Consider the following 20,979-nt stretch of genomic DNA (forward strand, 5'->3'; position numbering starts at 1 on the left):
CGGCTCCACTGGACGTTGTTCGAGAACACGATCTTGTCGATCTTGTATTCCCAATTGCTGTCCGAGTAGTAGAAGTCCGGCAGCGTCACGCTGTCGCCGCTGTTGAACGTGAGCCTTAGACTCGAACCGTGGCGTGTCAGGCTGACCAGGTCGGTGCTCTTCAAGTCCGTGAACTGCACTGTATCCACGCGCCCGACAGTAGCGTCCCACTGAACGATCGTGTCCTGTCCAAAGCCACGGCTGAACACGAGCGTGTCGCTGCCAGCCCCGCCATCGAGAGTGTCGTTGCCCTCACCACCGATTAGGGTGTCGTTGCCCGCTCCGCCACTGAGCGTGTCGTTGCCCACGCCACCGATCAGGGTGTCGTTGCCTGCCCCGCCATTCAGGACGTCATTGCCTTCGCCACCATCGAGCCGGTCAGCCAAGCTGCCTCCCGTGATGGTGTCGTTGCCCGCCAGCCCGTTGAGATTGTTGCCCGCAAAACTGGAGCCGGTGACCGTATCGTTGCCTGTGCTCAAACTCGTGGCCGCAGAGATGATGTCGTTGCGATTCCACTCAACGTTGTTCGAGAACACGATCCTGTCGATCTTGTATTCCCAATTGCTGTCCGAGTAGTAGAAGTCTTGCAGCATCACGCTGTCGCCGCTGTTGAACGTCAGCTTCAAGTGAGCGCCATTGCGCGTCAGGCTGACAAGGTCCGTGCTCTTCAAGTCCGTGAACTGCACTGTGTCCATGCGCCCGGCAGTGGCGTCCCACTGAACAATCGTGTCATGTCCGAAGCCGCTGCTGAACACAAACGTGTCGCTGCCAGCCCCGCCATCAAGCGTGTCGTTGCCCGCGCCACCGATCAAGGTGTCGTTGCCTGCCCCGCCATGGAGAACGTCATCGCCCTCGCCACCATCGAGCCGGTCGGCCAGATTACCGCCAGTGATGGTGTCGTTGCCCGCAAGGCCGTTGAGATTGTTGCCCGCCAGATTCGAACCCGTCACCGCATCGGCAAGCACACTCAGATTCGTCGGGGCCGAGATGATGTCGTTGCGATTCCACTCAACGTTGTTCGAGAACACGATCCTGTCGATCTTGTATTCCCAATTGCTGTCCGAGTAGTAGAAGTCCGGCAGCGTCACGCTGTCGCCGCTGTTGAACGTGAGCCTCAGACTCGAACCGTGGCGTGTCAGGCTGACCAGGTCGGTGCTCTTCAAGTCCGTGAACTGCAGTGTGTCCACGCGCCCGACAGTAGCGTCCCACTGAACGATCGTGTCCTGTCCAAAGCCACGGCTGAACACGAACGTGTCGCTGCCAGCCCCGCCATCGAGCGTATCGTTGCCCGCGCCTCCATCGAGCCGGTCTGCCCCACTGCCTCCATTCAGTACGTCGTCTCCTTCGTCAGCAATCAACGAATCGTTGCCAGAACCCCCACCGAGAGTGTCGTTTCCTGCTCCGCCGCGCAGAATGTCGGCACCAGCGTCGCCGTATAGCGTATCGTTACCGTTTCCTCCCTGAAGAGCATCGTCACCTTCACCCCCGTGCAACGTATCGTTGCCCTCACCTCCGTTGGCCAAGTCATCGCCTGCGCCGGCAGAAAAGCTGTTTGCAGCTGCGTTGCCGAAAAACATGTCGTTGTTGTTGGTCCCGCTGGCGCCGGGAGTGGAGATATGCCTCAGCGCCATGATTTCGGATTTCAACGGGGAAGTTTCGGGTAGCGAATCCAACCAGGTTCCGAGGAGATCCAGCCCCTGCAATCCTGTCACCTTGAGAGTTGGCGCCGCGTAGCGGTTGAGCTCGATCAGATCGAACAGCGCCTCGCGCTCGTTCTCGGTTCTGTATGAGTTCAGTTTGGCAACAAGTGCCGTCGTGTCGAGCCCGATGCCAAGTTCGTCGATAGTCAGCTCGATGCTGTCCAGATACGGCTTGAGCCGAGTCTGCAGCACTAGAGCGCCGTAGACACTTTCCTTTAGGGCGTTGTAGGACTGCTGTAACAGCGCAACTTGGGCTGCCGGAGGATTGATGCCGTAGCTCGGGTGGGTGATAGTGATTGCGCCAGATGTGCTCGTATTCGAGTTGTTCGTGAACCCCGCAACCCGTTGTACGGTCGTAGTGCTGCTCGGCTTCTCATAAAAGCGCTCACCGTTGAACACCTCCAGTACGCCAATGAGGTTGCGGAACTGCTCTATCGTCATGCCCGCAGGAGTGGAAATTCTCAGGTTTATGTTCTCCTTGCCACCCAAGTTGTCTTCGATGCTGCTCCAGAAATCGCTGCTTTTCGCCCATGTCGTGACCAGGTTGTCGATCAGCGCCATCTGCACTTCGCGAGTCGTGGCCGAACTGAAGGCCGTGAGCGCCAACGCCAGTTCCGGGCTCAGACTTACAGCCTCTGCCAAGTCGCGGACCCTGCCAGAGCCTTGCATCTTGGGAAGAGCCTTGGCGACTTCGGTCAGGGGGATTCGATCGGTGAACTCCCGATGGAAGTTGCTCGAGTCCAGATCGATGGCGCCTGCCGAGCGGCTCGCGGAGCCTATGCCTAAGGTCTGATCGTTGCGCGTGAAGCTGGCGCTTTGCGCGATGAAGTTTCCGTTGATGCTCGTACCAGCTTGGCTACCACCAGTGGTGTTGGCAGCGCTGCCGACCACCCCGATGCGGGTAATGCCCAACTGATCAAGCGAGAAGAGCTCCCCTGCATCAGAGACACCGTCCTGATCGATATCACGCCAGACCTTGACTTGGCTCCATGCCAAATCGGCGCTGGTGAAGTTGCCGTCGGCATTGCTGTCCAGATCTGCCAGGGCATCGAAGGCATTGACCGCCTTCTCTCCGTTTCGCTTGATGGTGTCGACGCCGAAGAGTTCTCGTCCGGTCTGGATGAGGCTGTTGCTGTCGAGGTCGCGTACGAGAAGGCCGTCGTCGGAGCCAATCCAACCCGTACCTGTTTTGACGCCGTCGGCATCGTGATCGAAAAGGACCGAACCGTCGGCGGGCTGCAATTCCAGTCCGTCGCCATCGAGGTCCAGCATCAAGGGATCAACGGGCTGGCGCCAGCCCTTGGCGTCGCGGTAACACATATTGGTGGCTTCAGCGACATCGGGCCACGACAAGCTATCCGAGGCGTCACCAGGCAGTAGCGGAGGGCCAGGGACATCCCATTGAAATCTTTCTACAGGATCTGGAAGCTCAGGTAGAGGTTTTTTATCAAAAATGGTTTTTGCATTATGGGCCCGGCCCAACTCCATAGTGTCTTCGAATTCTCTAGAGTGCTTTTTTTCAAGTTCTTTAATTCGATTGGCCAGTGCCTCTGCCATTTTTCGATCGGCATCATTTTTGATCCAGTCAGAGATATCTTTTCTTCCCGCTGCCAGCGCATCATCAGCATTGGCATAGCGCCAGTCATGGTCTCTTGCTGCAGCATCGGTGGGATTAATCGGTTTGACGCTGTAATCGCCTCGCTCGCCTGGTTTTACAATTTCTCCGCCAGTATAGTTGGGCCCATAGTAGTTGCCATATCGAATTGGAATATTCGATCCAACATGCTTGTTCATGTTCACTGGAGTTCCCATTTTCCATCCCTCTCTGAAAAAACAATATCAAGAGCGCATTTTTTCTCTGCGTAGCTTGCCAAATAGATATTTCGCAATCCATTTTTCCCGGGAGTTTTTGCGTGAAAAATCACAAAGCTTCCATTTTCTGAAATTTGAAGTTCTCGTAAGTCGAACCACTCACCCTTAATTTCGCAAGCCTGTGGGCCTTTAGTTATTTCGACGGTTGCGAGGTATCCGAACTTCGTTAGCTGCAGCTTTTCTTTTGCGCATTGCAGGGGGTCGGAGTTCGCGCAGGTGATTTCCCATACGCCGGGCTCCTTTACAAGGTTTGCGGCTTCTGTTGGTACTTTTCCGATTAAGGCGAAAAATGATCTTGGAGTGGTCCAATTCATTACATAGATGGATCCGCCTGTCCAATTGGCTCTGGCGGATAATCGATCAGGGGTGGGAAATAGAATTTTTTGTGTTCCGTTTTGCTGTCGAACCCAAATTCCTTGAGTTGGAGTTTGTCTTGTCGCCTGAAAGTAAACATAGTCGTCGGGTCCTAGTTCTCTGGGAATCCAAATTTCTTTTAGATCCTCGTATATAAGTTGCTTTTGGCCTGTCTCAAAATTGAAGCGAGTTAAGGTGGTAGTATTTTCGGTGCGCGATAATTCCAGTAGATGCTTGGCTTCTGAAGAAAAACCGATGTAGCGAATATTGGGATTGATCGGTGTTATGCGGGTTAAAGAAAATTTTTCCTCATCTTTTTGCGCAATGATGACATTTGGGTTTCCCGTCTTTAATTCATAGGCGATCAAGATCCTTTTGCCGGAAGGATCGATTGAGAGTTTTGTGTTTTGCAGCAGATAGTCGCTGCTATTTAGTTCTTGCGAAAATCCGGGAGTCCAAAGAAAGGTAAATATTAGTGCTAAAAGTACTTGCAAAAATATTTTTTTTGTTCTCATCTTTAATTTCCTAGAGTGCAAATAATGGCTGTGGAATGAATAAGAAAGTTATTGCGATGCTCATTTTTGCCGCACACTCTCGCTGGTGGCCTTTTGAACTGGGCTTGGCAGGAATTCAATAACTCTGCGCTTTCCCGTCTTGATCTCTAAAATTCCAGGCTATATTTGATCTCTTGAAAGCAAGCGGCCTTGTATCCAGTCGAACCCGAGTCCAGATTCCCCTTGATTTGCTATCCAAACATCCCCCGCTACCACGGGCGCATCCTTTAGGGGTTTTTTAATTTCTTTTTTAACGATATCTAAGTATTTTTTCATTACTTCTCCCTTTTTTGAAATCTATCGCAGGCAATCGTCCCGAACGAGGTAAATGCTGAGGTTGGAATTTATTGATAGTAATTCTTGGAGGGGGATAATCATGAAAGGCGTTGATGTTGGACAAGCCACAAGAATGATTTTCGACTCCCGATTTTTAACAATGGCATTGGCGATTTCTGTCGGGGACTGAGAGCTCATAGATTGATACTTATAGTTTGATGAGTCTATGTACACTCTGCCTTCGGAATTTGTCAATCGACAAGATTGCAAAAGCAAGAGTGAAAGAAGAAGTGGTAATAGTTTAATTTTCATATTTTGCAGTTTGCTGACTGTATGGTGCCCTTTTCCATTCAATTTTCAGAATGTGCCCTCCATGCTATGTACGTAGTTAAACATATCGCGTAAATTGCTCGCATTGCGTTTGAGTCGAGAAGCGTTTTTTTAAGAGCGCTCATATTCCCTGAGGGAAAAGTGGAATGCACGCAATTAAGAAAAATACCGCCCAGCTTTCTTTTTGAATTGAAAACATTTTGAGATGTTATTGGGTAGAGTGGTTTATTTTAAATTTCTCGATTTTGTATTAGAGAGATGTTGAAAATTCATAAATTGAACTGTGTGCTCATATTCATTGAACAATCAATATTTGAGCGGCAAGCATCATGTCGTCCGCAAGTCGCCCGTGACGAACTAGGCTTCATCTTTCTCTTAAGCTTTCGCTTGTCGCTCTCTGCACGGGGCTGAGCAGGAACTCGATGATTCGTCGCTGACCCGTTTTGATCTCCGCCGTCAGGTTCATCCCTGGGGATAACTTGATCGGCCTGCCATCCACATCGATGGTCGTGTCGTTGAGGTTCAGCGTCACCGGAAAGATCGCCCCGCGCTTCTCGTCATTCACCGCATCCGCCGTCACCGTCTTCACGGTCGCATTCACCGTCCCATAGCGCGTGTACGGAAACGTCTCCAGCTTGATCGCCGCTTCCTGCGTCGGACTCACGAAGCCGATGTCCTTGTTGTCCAGCGTCACCTCTGCCGTAACCTGCGCGCCGTCGGGCACGATCACCATCAGGGGCTGCGCTTCCGTAACCACGCCGCCTTCGGTATACGTGGCCAGTTGCTGCACAGTGCCGGCCACCGGCGCCTTCAAGGTCGTCAAGCGTTCGCGCTGACCCGCCTTGGTCAGTTCCTGCGTGCCCTGCTGGCGCTTGAGCTCTGCCGCTGCTTCGCGTGTTCTGAGGCTGTGCCTGGTCTCTGCGATGTAGGCGGACCTCGTGTTCTCGCTCTCCCGCAGCGTGGCATTGGCCTCGGCCAGCCTTGCCCGTTGGGTCGCAAGGTCGCGCTCCAACTCGATGCGCTCCCTCGTGCGGTCCTGGTTCGCATGGCTGGACATGAAGCCCTGGTTGGCCAGTTGATGGAAGTCGGCCTCTCTTTGCCTGGCAATCGGCACCGTGGTCTCCAGCTTGGCGACCATCTCGCGCACAGTGGCGATCTCGGCCTGGCGGCGGCTGATCTCCGCGGCTGCCTTGGCGAGCTTGGCCGTGATGTCGCTCCATTCGTCGCTCAACTGGGCTTTGGCGGCATTGATCTCGACCTCCGACCAATTGCCGGGAATGTTCTTGCCCAGCTCGGGTGCGCGGGAGGCTGTGGTCGCGTTGAGTGCCTGCTGCAGTGCGCGCGTGCGCAGCACCTCGGATTGCACGGATTTGAGCTGTTCGTCGACGCTGGTCTTGTCGGCGTTGGCGGTGGTGGGGTCAAGCTCGACCAGCGGCTGGCCCGCTTCGACGTGGTCTCCATCCCTGACCAGCACTCGCTTGACCACGCTCACCTCCAGCGGTTGGATGATCTTGGTGCGTTCGCTCACGATGATCTTGCCGGGCGCCACCGCCACGATGTCGATCTGCCCGAAGATGGACCAGGCCAGCGCAATGAGGAACAGGGCGATCAGCCCATAGGCCAGTCGCCTGGGCGCGGGGTGCACGGGGGTGTCCTGCAGGCTCAGTGCCGCGGGCAGGAAGGCTGCTTCATCGGCCAGGCGCCTAGGGCCTGCCAGTTCGCGGCGGTGTTTCCAGGCAGCCTGGAAGATCGCCTTGTAGCGCCCCAGGAGTTCGAAGATCGGATGACGAACGCTTGGCGCGTTGGCCGCAGAGGCGGTGGTGGAGACTTCCTGTGTCATACCGCAGCCCCCGATCCAGTCCCGTCACTCGCCTCTGTCGGGTGCCCACCGCCTTGCATGTTCCACAGGTGCGCATAGATGCCCTTGGGCCGGGCGAGCAGGCTCTCGTGCGTGCCGCCTTCGACGATCTTGCCCTTGTCCATCACGATGATGCGGTTGGCATGGCGCACTGCAGAGAGGCGGTGGGCAATGATGAAGACCGTGCGCCCCTTGCAGATGTGCGCCATGTTGCGCTGCACGATGGCCTCGCTCTCGTAGTCCAGCGCGCTGGTGGCCTCATCGAAGATCAGGATGCGCGGGTGGGTGAACAGGGCTCTGGCAATGGCGATGCGCTGGCGCTGCCCACCGGAGAGGCTGGCACCTTGTTCGCCCACCATGGTGTCGTAGCCCTCGGGCAGCTCGCTGATGAACTCATGGGCACCCGCCAGCTGGGCCGCCTGGATCACCGCATCCAGCGGCGCCGCCGGATCGACGATGGCGATGTTCTCGCGCACGCTGCGGTTGAAGAGGGTGTTCTCCTGCAAGACCACGCCCACCTGTCTTCTGAGCTGCGCCGCGTCGATCAGGCTGATGTCGATGCCGTCGACCAGCAGGCGCCCTTGCTCGGGGGCGTACAGGCGCTGGATGAGCTTGGTCAGCGTGCTCTTGCCCGAGCCCGAGCGCCCGACGATGCCGATGACTTCGCCGGGGCGCACATCGAGGCTGACGCCGTTGAGCACCGGAGCCGCCTCGGGGCGGTAGCGGAAGGTCAGGTTGTCCAGGGTCACGCGGCCCTTCAGCGCCGGGAGTTGGGCGGCGGTGCTGGGCGGGACTTCGGTGCGGGTGTTGAGGATGTCGCCCAGGCGCGCCATGGAGATGCCGGTCTGCTGGAAGTCGGTCCACAGCTGGGCCATGCGCATGATGGGCTGTGACACGCGCTGGGCGAACATGTTGAAGGCGACGAACTGGCCGACCGTGAGGTCGTTGTTCATCACCAGGTGCGCGCCGTACCAGAGGGTGGCGGCATTGACGAGCTTGCCGATGAGGTTCACGCCCTCATGTGCCCAGCTCGCAAGGTTCTGGGTGCGGAAGCTCGCGGAGATGTAGGCAGCGAGCTGGTTGTCCCAGCGGCGCCCGAAGGCCGGTTCGAGCGCGGTGGCCTTGACGGTCTGGATGGCGCTGACGGTCTCCACCAGCATGGCCTGGTTCTCCGCGCCGCGCGCGAACTTCTCGTCCAGGCGGCTGCGCAGGATGGGCACCACCGCCAGGCTCAGGCCGAAGTACAGCGGCATGCTTGCCAGCACGATCAACGTGAGGGGCACGCTGTAGAACAGCATGACGGCCACGAAGACGATGGAGAAGACGACGTCCAGCAGCACCGTGAGGGCATTGCCGGTCAGGAAGCTGCGGATGTTCTCCAGTTCGCGCACGCGGGCGACGGAATCGCCGACCCGCCGGGCCTGGAAGTAGGCCAGGGGCAATTGCACGAGGTGGCGGAACAGGCGTGCGCCGAGTTCGACGTCGATGCGGTTCGTGGTGTGGCTGAAGACGTAGCTGCGCAGGCCATTGAGCAAAGATTCGAAGACGACGACGACCAGCAAGCCGATGACCAGCACGTCCAGCGTAGTCAGACCCCGGTGCACGAGCACCTTGTCCATGACGACCTGGAAGAACAGCGGGCTGACCAGTGCGAACAGCTGCAGGATGAAGGAGATGAAGAGCACTTCACCCAGCAGCTTCCTGTGCTTGACGAGGCTGGGGATGAACCAGGAGAAGTCGAACTTGGCGAGTTCGCCTGCGAGGCTTGCGCGGCTGGTGATGAGGATGAGTTCGCCTGTCCAGTGCGCGGCGAAGACTTCCAGGGGTTCGATGACCGGGCGGCCGTTCGAAGACGAAGGGTCTTGCAGCAGGACGCGTTGAGCGTCGCACTGGGCGAGGATGACGAAGCGTTCCTGACCGGACTCGTCCCGCAAAACGGCCAACGCCGGCAGCGGTGTCAGGGACAGGCGATCCAGTGTGGTGCGGGAGGACTTGGCCTTCAGGCCCAGGTGCTTGGCTGCGCCCAGCAGCGTGGCGGTGTCGACAGCCTCAGTGGATGCAAGGCCCAGTTGATGGGCCAGCAATAACGCATCGGCTGCAATCTGGTGAAAGCGTGCGATCGTGCACAGCGCGATGAGCGACGGATGCGCTGCACCTCCAGCGTCAGGTGCTTCTTGTGGGCGCGCGCGCTCCTCCGCGTGCGGCTGCACGCTTGCATCCACCATTCCCATGGCACTCCCTGATCAACTTATTTTGTGTCATGAAGATAGCCGATTGGAGGACTGCGCAAAAGAGACGCCCTACGGAGCACCTGTGCATTAACAATTAGATGGGCTTTGATAAACGATCAAGAAATTAACCCAGCCACCGACCGCACCACACTCACCGCCGCCAACCCGATCAGCAGATTCAGCACATGCTTCCTGAACTGCTCCGGCGACACGCCCTTGAACGAGCGCTGTCCCCACCAGATGCCTGCAAGCATCGCCGGTGCCAGCCACAGCGCCCACTTCAGGGTGTCCGGCCCCAGCAGGTTGCCCGACGCATGCGCCGATGACGGCATCAGCGCCGCGCAGACCAGCGACACCACGTCGCTGAACAGCAGCAGCGCGATCAGCGTGGCGCGCAATCTGGCCGGCGCCATCTTCGCGGTACTCAGCAGAACGGCGATGGCGATGCCGCCGATGGCCGCGACGCCGTTGATGAAGCCCGACGCCAGCCCCGCCGACAAGCGCACGCCGCGTGTCGGCACGAGGGTGGCGCGCGCGCCGGCGCGCAGCAGCAAGGCGGCCGACATCAGCAGCGCGCCGATCAGCAGCCGCAGCGGCGTCTCCGGCAGCCACGCGAGCAGCGCCACGCCGATGGGAATGCAGATGAGGTTGCCCAGCATCAGCCAACTGAGCCACGGCATGTCGATGTCGCGCGCGATGCCGCGCAGCTGGCTCAGGCTCGCCAGTATCTCGAGCATGAAGATCGCGGGCACCACCAGCGCGGGCGACACCACCAGCGACATGCCCGCCACCGTGATGGCCGAGAAGCCGAAGCCCGCGAAGCCGCGCACGATGCCGGCCGCGAACACCACGCACAGGCTGTAGGCCAGCGTGGCCGGTGCCAGTGGTGGCACCAGGAGTGCGGACACGATTGCCGACATTGAGTCCATGAGACCGTAACGCGTCAGCGGCGGTGGCGCCCGGCCATCAACCCGATCACCTCGCGAAAGATGGTGTTGCCGCTGCTGCCGGCCAGGTCGAGCACATGGCTGCGGCTGTAGCAGGGGCTCAGATCGAGGCCCACGCCGATGCCTGCAAGGGCGATGTCGCCGCGCTGCTCCTGGCGCGCGACCACGTCTCGCAGGTGGTGGTCGAGGTAGTGCGCGTCGTTGGCCAGGTGCGTGGCGCTGTCCATCGGCGAGCCGTCGGAGATCACGAGCAGCAGCTTGCGCGCCTCGCCGCGCTGGCGCAGCCGCGTGCAGGCCCAGTCGACCGCCTCGCCGTCGATGCCTTCGCGGAACAGGTCGGCCTTCAGCAGCGCCGCCATTGCGGGGCGCGCGCGGCGCCACGGTGTGCCGGCCGCCTTGAAGACGAGGTGGCTGCGCTCGTTGAGGCGGCCGGGGTGGGGCGGCCGGCCGGCACGCACCCATTCGCGCTGTGGCCGACCGCCGTTCCACGCGCCGGTGGTGAAGCCCAGCACTTCGCTGGCCACGCCGGCCTGTTCGAGCGCGCGTGCGAACACGTCGACCATCATCGCGACCGATTCGGCATGCTCCTTCATCGAGCCCGAGCAGTCGATGAGGAAAGTGACGATGCAGTCGGCCAGCGGCTCCATGCGCTCGGTGCGGAACAGCCGGCGCTCGGTGGGCGATGCGACGAGCTGCGCGAGCCTGCGCCCGTCGATCAGGCCTTCTTCCTGCCCGCCGTCCCAGCCGTCGCGCTCCGGCTCTGCCAGAAGGGCGCGCAGCTCTCGCGCGAGGCGGGCGATGTTCACGCCCTGCGCGGCGATGCGGCGGTCGAGTTTTTCACGGTGCTGCGCGAGCACTTCCTTGCGCGCGAGCGTGGCAGCGTCGTGCTCGCGGTCGTAGGCCGTGGTGAAGACGCGGTAGGCGCCGCCCGCGTCGTCGAGCACCGTGCTGCGGCCCGACTCGACGGTGGTGAAGCGCTCGACGATCTCCTGGTCCATGTCGGCCACGAGGCTGAACACGCTGCGCTTGTCGTCCACATGCGGATCGCGCGCGGCGCCGCTGCCTTCCTCGCCGGCCTCGTGCAGCATCGCGGCCACGGTTCGTGCGATGGCGAGGGCATGCACCGCATAGGCGGCCTGGTCGGCGCGGTCTCTGCGCAGGCCCGCCAGGGCATTGCCGATGAGCGGCGCAAGCGCGAAGCGCGTGGCTTCGAGCATGTCCTCTGTTTCTTGTACCACCTGCTGGCCGCTCACGCGGGCGCGGCAGATCTGCGCCACGGCGTACAGCAGCAGGCCGCGCGCGGTGTCGGTCAGCCCCGAGTGATGGAAGGCCAGCGACCATTGCTCATGCCGGTGCCGCAGGTTGCGGCGCATGCCGGCCATGGCGTCGGGCGCGAGCGCCTCGGCGCGGAACTGCTCCAGCATTTCGAACAGCATGCGTTCGACCGGCTCCTGTGGCTGCAGTGTTGCATGCAGCGCCGCATCCGACACGGTGAGCCGCAGCGCGAGCCCGTCGGCCACGCCGCGGAACGAAGCAAAGTCGTCGGTGTCGGGCGAAGGATGCAGGTGCGGCGCGAACCACGGCAGCGCGATGCGGCCACGGTGCAGCCGCCGTCCGCGAAAGTGCAGGTCGCGCTCACCGCTGAAGGCGCGCACCACGCCCGCGCAAAGCTCCGCGACCTGCTCCTCCTGCCGCACGCGGCGCTGCATCGCGCTCGCGGGCTCGGGGTTCATTCGCGCGGACCTGCGCAGAGCTGGTGCGACTCCTTCAGCTCGCGGTCGAAGCAGCGCTGGAAGTATTCGGCCACCAGCGGCCGTTCGGCGTCGTCGCACTTGTTGACGAAGGAGAGACGGAATGCGAGCGCCGGGTCCTTGAATATCTCGATGTTCTCGGCCCAGGTGATGACGGTGCGCGGCGACATCAGCGTCGACAGGTCGCCCGCCGCAAAGCCTTTGCGCGTGAGGTCGGCCACGGCCACCATCGACGCGACCAGCTTCGTGCCCGCCTCGTCGGCCAGCGAAGGCACGCGCGCCTGCACGATGGCGATTTCTTCATCGGCCGGCAGGTAGTTGAGCGAGGCCACGATGTTCCAGCGGTCGATCTGCGCATGGTTGAGCCGCTGCGCGCCGTGGTACAGGCCGTTGAGGTTGCCCAGCCCCACCGTGTTGGCGGTGGCGAACAGGCGGAAGAAGGGGTGCGGCCGCAGCACCTTGTTCTGGTCCATGAGCGTGAACTTGCCGTCGCGCTCCAGGATGCGCTGGATGACGAACATCACGTCGGGCCGGCCCGCGTCGTACTCGTCGAAGATCAGCGCCACCGGCCGTTGCAGCGCCCAGGGCACGATGCCTTCCTGGAACTCGGTGACCTGCTTGCCTTCGCGCAGCACCACCGCGTCCTTGCCGACGAGGTCGAGCCGGCTGATGTGGCCGTCGAGGTTCAGTCGCACGCAGGGCCAGTTCAGGCGCGCCGCCACCTGCTCGATGTGCGTCGACTTGCCGGTGCCATGCAGCCCCTGCACCATCACCCGCCGGTCGCGCGTGAAGCCGGCCAGGATGGCGAGCGTCACGTCGGGGTTGAAGCGGTAGACGGCATCGACTTCGGGCACGTGGTCGTCGCGTTCGCTGAAGGCGGGCACCTGCAGGTCGGTGTCGATGCCGAACACCTCGCGCACGCTGAGCATCCGGTCGGGGCGAAGGTCGGCGGTGTCGGTCACGTTGGGCTTTCTGGAAAGAAGAAGGGTCAGGCCTGCGCGCGGTCGGAGAACGCCGCGCTGGCATCGATGCGGCTCAGTGCCTTGGCTGCACGCTGCATTGCTGGCAGCAGCGTCTTCGCCTTGGCCGCATCGAGTCGCATCACCGGCGCCTGCACCGCGATGCAGAGGTTGGAGGGCGCGTCGTCGCCTGAAGGCACCAGCGTGGCGATGCACAGGAGGCCGGGCAGGAACTCTTCGTGGTCGATGGCGTAGCCGTCCTTGCGGATGCGCTGCACTTCCTTTTCCAGCGCATCGGGGTCGGTCAGTGTCTTGGGCGTGTACGGCTCCAGCGGCGCGTTCGACAGCAGCCGCCGGCGTTGCGCCGGGCTCATCTGGGAGAGAAAGATCTTGCCGCTGGCCGAGCAGTGCACAGGCACGCGCGAGCCCGAGTGCAGGTAGAAGCGCAGCGGCGCGGCGGTTTCCACGCGGTCGAGGTACACCACCTCGCTGCCCGACAGCGCCGTGAGGTTGCAGCTTTCGCCGATTTCCTCCACCAGCTGGCGCAGCACCGTGTGGCGCGCGCCGTGCAGGCTGTCGTTGAGCAGCAGGTTCTCGGCCAGCCGCCGCAGCCGCGTGCCGATGCCGTAGTGCCGGCCGTCGCCTTCGCGCTGCAGCAGCCCCGCGCCCTCGAGCTGCTGGAGCATGCGGTGCAGCGTGGGCTTGGGCAGGCCGGTTTCTTCCACCAGGCCCTGCAGCGAATAGCGCTGGTCTTTCGCGGCCATGACTTCGAGCAGCGCGAACAGGCGCATGGTGGGTGTGTCGCCCGCCGGTTCGGCGGCTTCCACGGGGAGCCCTTTGACGATCTTCATGGGGCGGATCATAGATGTTTTACAAAAAAAGAGACAAGGCGTACCGATTTTTGTAAATTGTTTGACGCCGTGCCGATGCCGTCCTATATTCCGCCGGAATGAATTCCGGAACAAGTCGTTCCGACTTTTTGGGTGCAAACCAACGCCCATCATCCTTTCAGGAGACGCCTTCCATGAGCCAGAAGCCAGCCGCAGCCCCCACCCGCGAAGCCGTCAAGGGCGTGCAGAAGATGACGCCCTCCGAGGCATTCGTCGAGACCATGGTCGCCAACGGCGTGACCGACATCTTCGGCATCATGGGCTCGGCCTTCATGGACGCTATGGACATCTTTGCGCCCGCCGGCATCCGGCTGATCCCGGTGGTGCACGAGCAGGGCGGCGCCCACATGGCCGACGGCTATGCGCGAGTGTCCGGCCGCCACGGCTTGGTCATCGGCCAGAACGGCCCCGGCATCAGCAACTGCGTGACGGCCGTTGCCGCCGCCTACTGGGCGCACAGCCCGGTGGTGATGATCACGCCCGAGACCGGCACCATGGGCATGGGCCTCGGCGGCTTCCAGGAAGCCAACCAGCTGCCGATGTTCCAGGAGTTCACCAAGTACCAGGGCCACGTCAACAACCCCAAGCGCATGGCCGAGTACACCGCGCGCTGCTTCGACCGCGCCATCTCCGAGATGGGCCCGACGCAGCTCAACATTCCGCGCGACTACTTCTATGGCGAGATCCAGTGCGAGATCCCGAAGCCGATGCGCGTGGAGCGTGGCGCGGGCGGAGAGAACAGCCTGAACGCGGCGGTCGAGCTGCTGGCCTCGGCCAGGTTCCCGGTGATCCTCTCGGGCGGCGGCGTGGTCATGGGCGATGCGGTGGAAGAGTGCAAGGCGCTGGCGGAGCGCCTGGGCGCGCCGGTGGCCAATGGCTACCTGCGCAACGACTCCTTCCCCGCGAGCCATCCGCTGTGGGCCGGCCCGCTGGGCTACCAGGGCTCCAAGGCGGCGATGAAGCTCATCGCGCAGGCCGACGTGGTGCTGGCTCTGGGCTCGCGCATGGGCCCCTTCGGCACGCTGCCGCAGCACGGCATGGACTACTGGCCGAAAGACGCGAAGATCATCCAGGTCGAGGCCGACCACACCAACCTGGGCCTGGTGAAGAAGATCACCGTCGGCATCCACGGCGACGCCAAGGCCACGGCCAAGGAACTGCTCAAGCGCCTGCAGGGCAAGACGCTGGCCTGCGACGCCACCAAGGCCGAGCGCGCCGACAAGATCAAGGCCGAAAAGGCCGCGTGGGAAAAGGAACTCGACGAGTGGACCCACGAGCGCGACCAGTTCAGCCTCGACGCCATCGAGGAAGCCAAGGGCGAGAAGACGCCCACCGGCGGCAGCTACCTGCACCCGCGCCAGGTGCTGCGCGAGCTGGAGAAGGCCATGCCGCCGCGCGTGATGGTCTCCACCGACATCGGCAACATCAACGCCATTGCCAACAGCTACCTGCGCTTCGAGGAGCCGCGCAGCTTCTTCGCGCCGATGAGCTTCGGCAATTGCGGCTACTCGCTGCCCACCATGATCGGCGCCAAGTGCGCCGCGCCCGACCGCCCGGCGGTGGCCTATGCCGGTGACGGCGCCTGGGGCATGAGCATGGTGGAAATCATGACGGCGGTGCGCCACGACATTCCGGTCACGGCCGTGGTGTTCCACAACCGCCAGTGGGGCGCGGAGAAGAAGAACCAGGTCGACTTCTACAACCGCCGCTTCGTGGCGGGCGAGCTTGAAAGCGAAAGCTTCGCGGGCATCGCCAAGGCCATGGGCGCCGAAGGCATCGTGGTCGACAAGCTCGAAGACGTGGGCCCGGCGCTGAAGAAGGCCATCGACATGCAGATGAACGAAGGCAAGACCTGCGTCATCGAGATCATGTGCACCCGCGAGCTGGGCGACCCGTTCCGCCGCGACGCGCTGTCCAAGCCGGTACGATTCCTCGACAAGTACAAGGACTACGTCTGAAGAACCCATGACCGATTCGCTGCTGACGCTCAACGCGGGCTCCTCGTCCATCAAGGTCGCATTGTTCGATGCGGCACATCCGGGCGGCGGCGATGCGTTGCCGTCTGCGCGCTGGTCGGGCCAGGCGGACGGTCTGGGCGCGGGGCTGCAGGCGCGGCTGCGCGTTCGCGATGCACAGGGTAAGACGCTGCTCGACGAGCCGCTCGATGGCGCACGCGCCTCGCACCAGGGCGCGCTGGCCGCGCTGCTCGAATGGCATGCGCAGCAAGGCGAGGGCGGGCGCATCGCGGCGGTGGGGCACCGCATCGTGCATGGGGGCACGGACTTCGTGGCGCCGTTGCACGTCGACGCGGCATTGCTCGATGCACTCGCCAAGCTGGAGCCCCTCGCGCCGCTGCACCAGCCGCACAACCTGGCCGGCGTGCGCGCGGCCATGGCCGCCTTCGAGGGCGTGCCGCAGGTGGCTTGCTTCGACACGGCCTTCCATGCAGTGCAGCCGGAGGTCAACCGGCGCTTTGCGTTGCCGCGCGAGTTGCATGACGCTGGCGTGCGGCGCTACGGCTTCCATGGCCTTTCCTATGAATCGATCGTCGCGCAGTTCGCGGGCATCGCGCCCGAGCTGGCGCAGCGGCGCGTGATCGTCGCGCACCTGGGCAACGGCGCGTCGATGTGCGGCATGTTCAACGGCCGCTCGGTCGCGACGACCATGACCTTCTCTCCGCTGGACGGCCTGACCATGGGCACGCGATGCGGCCGCATCGACGCGGCCGTGGTGGCCTACCTGATGCGATCGCGCGGCATGTCGGCCGACGCGGTCGAGAAGCTGCTGTTCCGCGAATCGGGGCTGCTGGGGCTGTCGGGCGTGTCGAGCGACATGCGTGCGCTGCAGGCTTCGGCAGAGCCGGCGGCTGCCGAGGCGATCGCGCATTTCGTGGAGCAGGTGGTGCAGCACATGGGCATGCTGGCGGGCGCCTTGCGCGGCGTGGACGCCATCGTGTTCACCGGAGGCATCGGCGAGAACGACGCGCCGCTTCGCCAACGCATGCTCGAAGACTGCGCCTGGCTGGGCGTGCAGATGGATGCAGCCGCCAACCGGGACGGCGCTGCGCGGCTGACCGCGGCCAGCAGCCCTGTGAGCGCCTGGGTGCTGCGCACCGATGAAGAAGCGGTGATCGCGCGCCACACGGCGCGCGTGCTGCACATGGGCTGAGCGCGGGCTGAGCGCTCAGCGCGCGGTGGCGCTGGTGGCCATGCGCGGCACCGTGGCGCCGCAGTGGCGCAGGAAGTCGGCGGTTGCGCCGCCCAGCAGCTTGTCGCGGTGCATCACCGTCGCCAGCTTGCGCACGCCGGCCGGCAGCCGCGTGCGCAGTTCGACCAGGTGCCCGTCTTCCAGCGCCTGCGCCACGGTGTAGCGCGACAGGCAGGCCAGCCCGGTGCCCGTGGCCACCACGCGCTTGATGGCCTCGGTGCTGCCGAGTTCGAAGCCCACGTTCACCTGCTCCAGGTTCTGGATCAGCCAGGCATCGGTGACCTGCCGCGTGCCCGAGCCGTGCTCGCGCAGCACCCAGGTGGCCTGCGACAGTTGCTTGTGCGTGGCCACGCGGCCCGCCAGTGCATGGCCCGGCGCGGCCACGATCACCAGTTCGTCGCTGCGCCATGCGCGCACCACCAGGTCGGGGTGGGTCTGCGGGCCTTCGATGAAACCCACGTCGACGTCGAAGCCCGCCACCGCCTCGATCACGTCGCGCGTGTTGGCGATGTGCAGCCGCACCTGGCTCTGCGGATGCAGCGCGGTCCATTGCGACATACGCTCGGGCAGCAGGTATTCGCCGATGGTGAAGCTCGCCGCCACGCGCAACGGCGCCGCATGCTCGGCACTGAACAGGGCCTGCACCTCGCCGGCCTGGTCGAGCAGCGCCTGCGCCTTGGGCAGCAGGGCGCGGCCGTTCTCGTTGAGCACCAGCCGGCGGCCGATGCGGTCGAACAGCAGCACGCCGACCGAGGTTTCCAGGTCGGCCAGCGCGCTGCTCGCGGCCGACTGCGAACGCGCGATGCGGTCTGCCGCCGCGCGGGTGCTGCCGCCGCGCGCGGTGGCCACGAACACCTCCAGCTGCCGCAGGTTCAGGCGCAGGCGCTGCGCCGAAAGTTGATCTGTTTTTTCGGTCATGGTGAGAGATATTCTGCGCTTTTCCGATTGATCGGGTGTGCCTAACATCGGCTGCGCCACGCCTGAAAACAAAGGACCGACAGTGTTCAGTTTCCTGTCCCGCGAGCCCGTGCACGACCCGCTGTCGGCGCCCACTCCCACGGCCGACACCACGGTCAAGACCACCACCTGCTACATGTGCGCCTGCCGCTGCGGCATCCGCGTGCATCTGCGCGAGGGCGAGAAGGGCCCGGAGGTGCGCTACATCGACGGCAACCCGGACCATCCGCTGAACCAGGGCGTGATCTGCGCCAAGGGTTCGTCGGGGATCATGAAGCAGGTGTCGCCCGCGCGCATCACGCAGCCGCTGTTGCGCAAGGCCGGCAGCGAGCGCGGGGCGGCCGAGTTCGAGCCCATCAGCTGGGAGCGCGCCTACGACCTGCTGACCGAGCGCCTCGCGAAGATCCGCGCCACCGACCCGAAGAAGTTCGCGCTGTTCACCGGCCGCGACCAGATGCAGGCGCTCACCGGCCTGTTCGCGCGCCAGTTCGGCACGCCCAACTATGCGGCGCACGGCGGCTTCTGCTCGGTCAACATGGCCGCGGGAATGATCTACACCATCGGCGGCAGCTTCTGGGAGTTCGGCGGGCCCGACCTGGAGCGCGCCAAGCTGTTCGTGATGATCGGCACCGCCGAAGACCATCACAGCAACCCGATGAAGATCGCGATCAGCAAGTTCAAGCGCTCGGGCGGGCGCTTCATCTCGATCAACCCGGTGCGCACGGGCTATTCGGCCATTGCCGACGAGTGGATTCCCATCAAGCCGGGAACCGACGGCGCGCTGTTCATGGCGCTGCTGCACGAGCTGATCGCAAGCGAACTCGTGGACCATGCCTTCCTCAAGCGCTTCACCAATGCGCCGCAGCTCGTGGTGCTCGACGACTGCGAGCGGCAGGGCCTCTTCGCCTTCGACCCCGACCCGCAACGCGGCCCGCCCGGCGACGGACGCAATCCGCACAACAAGCTGGTGTGGGACAAGGCCAGCGGCAGCGTGAAGAACGCGTACCCCGAAGGCATCGCAGACGGCTGCGACCCGGCGCTCGAAGGGCACTACACGCTGGCCGACGGCACGCGCGTGGCGCCGTCGTTCCAGTTGCTGCGCGAACGCGTGGCCGCCTGCACGCCCGATTGGGCGCAGGCCATCACCGGCATCGACGCGGCGCGTATCCGCAAACTAGCGCGCGAGATGGGCGAGACCGCGCTCAAGCAGGCCTTCGAGCTGCCGATTCCGTGGACCGACGCCTGGGGCAAGAAGCACCCGACCACGCAGGCGCGGCCGGTGGCCTTCCATGCAATGCGCGGGCTGGCGGCGCACTCCAACGGCTTCCAGACGGTGCGCGCGCTGGCGGTGCTGATGAGCGTACTCGGCACCATCGACGCGCCCGGCGGCTTCCGGCACAAGGCGCCGTATCCGCGCCACATCGTGCCCAACTACCGGGCCTTCAACGACCCCGGCATGATCCAGCCGAACACGCCGCTCAATGCGGCTCCGCTCGGCTTTCCGGCCGGCCCGGACGAGCTGGCCATCAACCCCGACGGCTCACCGATACGCATCGACCATGCCTTCTCGTGGGAGCACCCGCTGTCGGCGCACGGGCTCATGCACAACGTGATCACCAACGCGGCCAAGGGCGACCCCTACCGCATCGACACGCTGCTGATCTTCATGGCCAACATGGCCTGGAATTCGAGCATGAACACCATGGCCGTGCGCGAGATGCTCAACCGCAAGGACGAGAAGGGCGAGCACATGATCCCGTTCCTGGTGGTGTGCGACGCCTTTCAGAGCGAGACCGTGGCCTTCGCAGACCTGGTGCTGCCCGACACCACGTACCTCGAGCGGCACGACGTGATGGGCATGCTCGACCGGCCGATCTCGGAGTTCGACGGGCCGGTCGATTCGGTGCGCGTGCCGGTGGTGCCGCCGACGGGCGAGTGCAGGCCGTTCCAGGAGGTGCTGATCGAGCTGGCTTCGCGGCTGAAGTTTCCGGCCTTCACCACGCCGGAGGGCGGGCGCAAGTACACGGGCTACCCGGACTTCGTCGTCAACTTCGAGCCGCAGCCGGGCATCGGCTTTCTCATGGGCTGGCGCGGCAAGGACGGCACCGAGCACCTGCGCGGCGCGCCCAACCCCAAGCAGTGGGAGGCCTATGCGCAGAACAACTGCGTGTTCCAGTACCACATGCCCGAGACCATGCACTACATGCGCAACTGGAACCGGGAGTACCTGGACTTTGCAAAAGACAAGGGCTGGCGCCAGCGCAACGACCCGGTGCAGCTGGCGCTGTATTCCGACACGCTGCAGAGCTTCAGGCTCGCGGCACAGGGCAAGAGCCCGGGGCGGCAACCGCCCGATGCATTGCGCGAGCGCATCGACAAATACTTCGACCCGCTGCCATTCTGGTATCCGCCGCTCGAAGAAGCGGCGACCGACCTGGCCGCCTATCCGCTCAACGCGCTCACGCAGCGGCCGATGGCGATGTACCACTCGTGGGACTCGCAGAACGCGTGGCTGCGGCAGATCCACAGCCACAACTACCTGCACGTGAATCCGCTGACCGCGCAGGCGGCGGGCATTGCGGACGGCGGCTGGTGCTGGGTCGAGAGCCGGTGGGGCCAGGTGCGCTGCATGCTGCGCTACAGCGAGGCGGTGGAGCCGGGCACGGTGTGGACCTGGAACGCCATCGGCAAGGCCGACGGCGCCTGGCAACTGGCACCGGGAGCCGACGAGGCGCGCAAGGGCTTCCTGCTGAACCACCTGATCAGCGAGGAGTTGCCCTGCGAGGGCACTGCGAGCGGGACCATCAGCAACTCGGACCCGATCACCGGGCAGGCGGGGTGGTACGACGTGCGGGTGCGCATTCGGCCGGCGGAGCCCGGCGAGCCCGAGGAGAGCTATCCGCAGGTTGCGAGCATGCCGGTGGTGCCCGGTGTGCTGGGGAAGGCGGCGAGTGTGTTGACGTACTTTGCGGGGAGGGGGAAGAAATGATGCAGTGGCTCAAGGATCTGCTGTCCCCCGTGTCGCTCCCTCCCCCTCTGGGGGAGGGCGGGGGT

At 63.2% G+C, this 20,979-nt stretch carries 12 protein-coding genes; 3 read left to right on the top strand and 9 right to left on the bottom strand.

The genetic code is table 11. The features are described from left to right. The 8 genes from AC1RVW_RS28695 to AC1RVW_RS28730 all read right to left on the bottom strand — a co-directional run. Positions 1-3,533, bottom strand: a 3,533-nt coding sequence (locus tag AC1RVW_RS28695) for an SPM autocatalytic domain-containing protein (protein ID WP_493204037.1), incomplete at its 3' end; no start/stop codon positions are given. 2 nt (positions 3,534-3,535) lie between these two features. Continuing rightward, positions 3,536-4,480, bottom strand: coding sequence for a hypothetical protein (locus AC1RVW_RS28700; protein WP_493204039.1), 945 nt, complete (start codon positions 4,478-4,480; stop codon positions 3,536-3,538). A gap of 1,009 nt (positions 4,481-5,489) precedes the next feature. Continuing rightward, the gene (locus tag AC1RVW_RS28705; protein WP_493204040.1) at positions 5,490-6,965 is read right to left on the bottom strand and encodes an HlyD family type I secretion periplasmic adaptor subunit; all 1,476 of its coding nucleotides are present in this window, start codon (positions 6,963-6,965) and stop codon (positions 5,490-5,492) included. Next, positions 6,962-9,208 (bottom strand): type I secretion system permease/ATPase, encoded by a 2,247-nt coding sequence (locus tag AC1RVW_RS28710; RefSeq protein ID WP_493204042.1) that lies wholly within the window; start codon positions 9,206-9,208, stop codon positions 6,962-6,964. The genes AC1RVW_RS28705 and AC1RVW_RS28710 overlap by 4 nt, the downstream gene beginning before the upstream one ends. A gap of 122 nt (positions 9,209-9,330) precedes the next feature. Beyond that, complete coding sequence (locus AC1RVW_RS28715; protein WP_493204044.1) at positions 9,331-10,122, bottom strand: sulfite exporter TauE/SafE family protein; 792 nt, start codon at positions 10,120-10,122, stop codon at positions 9,331-9,333. Between the two features lie 35 nt (positions 10,123-10,157). Next, entirely contained in the window at positions 10,158-11,894 is a 1,737-nt protein-coding gene (locus AC1RVW_RS28720) for a cobaltochelatase CobT-related protein (RefSeq protein ID WP_493204046.1), read from the bottom strand. Continuing rightward, entirely contained in the window at positions 11,891-12,874 is a 984-nt protein-coding gene (locus tag AC1RVW_RS28725) for an AAA family ATPase (protein ID WP_493204048.1), read from the bottom strand. The genes AC1RVW_RS28720 and AC1RVW_RS28725 overlap by 4 nt, the downstream gene beginning before the upstream one ends. Positions 12,875-12,900: 26 nt before the next feature. Next, positions 12,901-13,734: an IclR family transcriptional regulator gene (locus tag AC1RVW_RS28730; protein ID WP_285414647.1), complete on the bottom strand. Its 834-nt coding sequence runs from the start codon at positions 13,732-13,734 to the stop codon at positions 12,901-12,903. Positions 13,735-13,895: 161 nt separating this feature from the next. On the opposite strand from AC1RVW_RS28730, the gene xsc reads away from it, so the two are divergent. Next, positions 13,896-15,719 (top strand): sulfoacetaldehyde acetyltransferase, encoded by a 1,824-nt coding sequence (xsc, locus tag AC1RVW_RS28735; protein WP_493204050.1) that lies wholly within the window; start codon positions 13,896-13,898, stop codon positions 15,717-15,719. 7 nt (positions 15,720-15,726) lie between these two features. Next, complete coding sequence (locus AC1RVW_RS28740) at positions 15,727-16,929, top strand: acetate/propionate family kinase (protein ID WP_493204052.1); 1,203 nt, start codon at positions 15,727-15,729, stop codon at positions 16,927-16,929. Positions 16,930-16,944: 15 nt separating this feature from the next. Here AC1RVW_RS28740 and AC1RVW_RS28745 read toward each other — a convergent pair whose 3' ends face one another. Next, positions 16,945-17,886 (bottom strand): LysR family transcriptional regulator, encoded by a 942-nt coding sequence (locus tag AC1RVW_RS28745; RefSeq protein WP_493204054.1) that lies wholly within the window; start codon positions 17,884-17,886, stop codon positions 16,945-16,947. Between the two features lie 82 nt (positions 17,887-17,968). Here AC1RVW_RS28745 and AC1RVW_RS28750 point away from each other — a divergent pair, with 82 nt between their 5' ends. Then, positions 17,969-20,914, top strand: a complete 2,946-nt coding sequence (locus AC1RVW_RS28750; RefSeq protein ID WP_493204056.1) for a molybdopterin oxidoreductase family protein — start codon at positions 17,969-17,971, stop codon at positions 20,912-20,914. Positions 20,915-20,979 lie beyond the last annotated feature (65 nt).

The sequence above is a fragment of the Variovorax sp. MPBD4-3 genome (assembly GCF_058809745.1).